Source organism: Citrobacter sp. S46_ASV_140 (assembly GCF_018919545.1).
Classification (GTDB): Bacteria; Pseudomonadota; Gammaproteobacteria; order Enterobacterales; family Enterobacteriaceae; genus Citrobacter; species Citrobacter braakii.
This window is the reverse complement of the sequence record NZ_JAHLRC010000235.1, coordinates 1-2,402: the sequence shown is the minus strand read 5'-3', so window position 1 is coordinate 2,402 and position 2,402 is coordinate 1. Positions and strand designations below refer to the sequence as shown.

Below are 2,402 nucleotides of genomic sequence, written 5' to 3'. Positions count from 1 at the left end.
TTGATAAACTGATCAACCAAATCATCGCGGCGCAAGGTGATAAAGCCAAACTAGTCCCACTCGGTCGGGCACTGGACAGGGTATTAACCTGGAACTACTACATGTTGCCGATGTGGTTTATGGCAGAGGATCGCATCGCCTGGTGGGATAAGTTTTCGCATCCAGCTATTCGCCCCATTTATACCATTGGTCTCGACAACTGGTGGTACGACGTTAACAAAGCGGCGAAACTGCCAGCAGCCAGACGGCAGGGAGAATAAATGGGCGCTTATCTGATTCGACGTCTGCTACTGGTGATCCCAACGCTTTGGGCCATCATCACCATCAACTTTTTTATCGTGCAGATTGCCCCCGGTGGTCCGGTTGAGCAGGCCGTCGCCGCCATTGAGTTCGGACAAAGCGGGGCATTACCCGGCGCGGGTAGTGAAGGCATTCGCGCCAGCCACGCGCAAACCGGCGTCGGCAATATCAGCGACAGTAATTACCGAGGCGGCCGTGGTCTTGACCCGGAAGTGATCGCCGAAATCACTCGCCGTTACGGGTTCGATAAGCCTATTCATGAGCGTTATTTCAAAATGCTCTGGGACTATATTCGTTTCGATTTCGGCGACAGCCTGTTTCGTAGCGCCTCAGTGCTGACGCTTATCAAAGACAGCCTGCCTGTTTCCGTCACGCTGGGGCTATGGAGTACGCTCATTATCTATCTGGTGTCGATACCGCTTGGGATCCGCAAAGCCGTTCACAACGGCAGCCGATTTGATGTCTGGAGCAGCGCATTCATTATTATTGGCTATGCCATACCGGCCTTTTTGTTTGCGATTTTACTGATCGTCTTTTTTGCCGGGGGCAGCTATTACGACCTGTTCCCGCTTCGCGGACTGGTTTCCGCCAATTTTGATTCCCTGCCCTGGTATCAGAAAGTGACCGACTACCTTTGGCATATTACCCTGCCAGTGCTGGCGACGGTGGTTGGGGGTTTTGCCGCGCTAACCATGCTGACCAAAAACTCATTTCTGGATGAGGTACGCAAACAGTATGTCGTCACCGCGCGCGCCAAAGGGGTCAGCGAGAAAAACATTCTGTGGAAACATGTGTTTCGCAATGCCATGTTGCTGGTAATCGCTGGCTTCCCGGCAACGTTTATCAGCATGTTTTTTACCGGTTCGCTGCTGATTGAAGTGATGTTTTCACTTAACGGTCTGGGACTACTGGGTTATGAATCCACCGTATCACGTGACTACCCGGTAATGTTTGGCACGCTCTATATCTTCACCCTGATCGGTCTGCTGCTGAATATCCTCAGCGACATCAGCTATACGCTGGTCGATCCCCGTATTGATTTTGAGGGACGCTAATGTCGCGATTAAGCCCCGTCAATCAGGCCCGCTGGGCGCGTTTTCGCCATAACCGTCGCGGCTATTGGTCGCTGTGGATTTTTCTACTGCTCTTCGGCCTTAGCCTGTGTTCAGAACTGATTGCCAATGATAAGCCGCTACTGGTGCGCTACGACAGTAGCTGGTATTTCCCCCTGTTCAAAAACTACAGTGAAAGCGACTTCGGCGGACCATTGGCGACCCAGGCTGATTATCAGGATCCGTGGTTACAGCAGCGCCTGGAAAACCGGGGCTGGATCCTGTGGGCGCCGATACGCTTTGGAGCCACCAGCATTAACTTTGCCACTGATAAGCCCTTCCCTTCCCCGCCTTCTGCACAAAACTGGCTGGGAACGGACGCCAACGGTGGTGATGTGCTGGCACGGATCCTCTACGGCACTCGTATTTCTGTCCTGTTTGGATTAATGCTAACCCTGTGCTCCAGCGTGATGGGGATCATGGCTGGCGCAATCCAGGGCTATTATGGCGGCAAGGTGGATCTGTGGGGGCAACGATTCATTGAGGTTTGGTCAGGTATGCCAACGCTGTTTTTGATCATACTGCTGTCGAGCGTGGTCCAGCCAAACTTCTGGTGGCTACTGGGCATTACCGTGCTGTTTGGCTGGATGAGCCTGGTTGGCGTGGTACGCGCGGAATTTTTACGTACCCGAAACTTTGATTACATTCGTGCCGCTCAGGCGCTTGGCGTGAGCGATCGCAGTATTATTCTGCGCCATATGCTGCCCAATGCGATGGTCGCCGCCCTGACCTTTTTACCGTTTATATTATGCGCCTCGATCACCACTCTGACCTCGCTGGATTTTCTTGGCTTCGGCTTACCGCTTGGATCGCCATCGCTGGGAGAACTCCTGTTACAGGGTAAAAACAACCTGCAGGCACCGTGGCTTGGTATCACCGCGTTCATCTCCGTTGCCCTGCTATTATCGCTACTGATATTTATTGGTGAAGCGGTACGCGACGCGTTCGATCCCAACAAGGCGATTTAAGATGACACAACCGCTATTAACT

At 52.8% G+C, this 2,402-nt stretch carries 2 protein-coding genes and 1 pseudogene; all 3 read left to right on the top strand.

Going from position 1 to position 2,402, the window contains the following annotated elements; translation table 11 throughout:
• Positions 1-260 (top strand): annotated as a pseudogene (locus KQJ19_RS23285) (ABC transporter substrate-binding protein); the annotation flags it as partial.
• Positions 261-1,355, top strand: a complete 1,095-nt coding sequence (locus KQJ19_RS23280; RefSeq protein WP_016153751.1) for a microcin C ABC transporter permease YejB — start codon at positions 261-263, stop codon at positions 1,353-1,355.
• On the top strand, positions 1,355-2,380 hold the full coding sequence (locus KQJ19_RS23275) for an ABC transporter permease (RefSeq protein WP_016153752.1): 1,026 nt from the start codon (positions 1,355-1,357) through the stop codon (positions 2,378-2,380). Before KQJ19_RS23280 ends, KQJ19_RS23275 begins: the two co-directional genes overlap by 1 nt.
• The last annotated feature ends 22 nt before the right edge of the window (positions 2,381-2,402 follow it).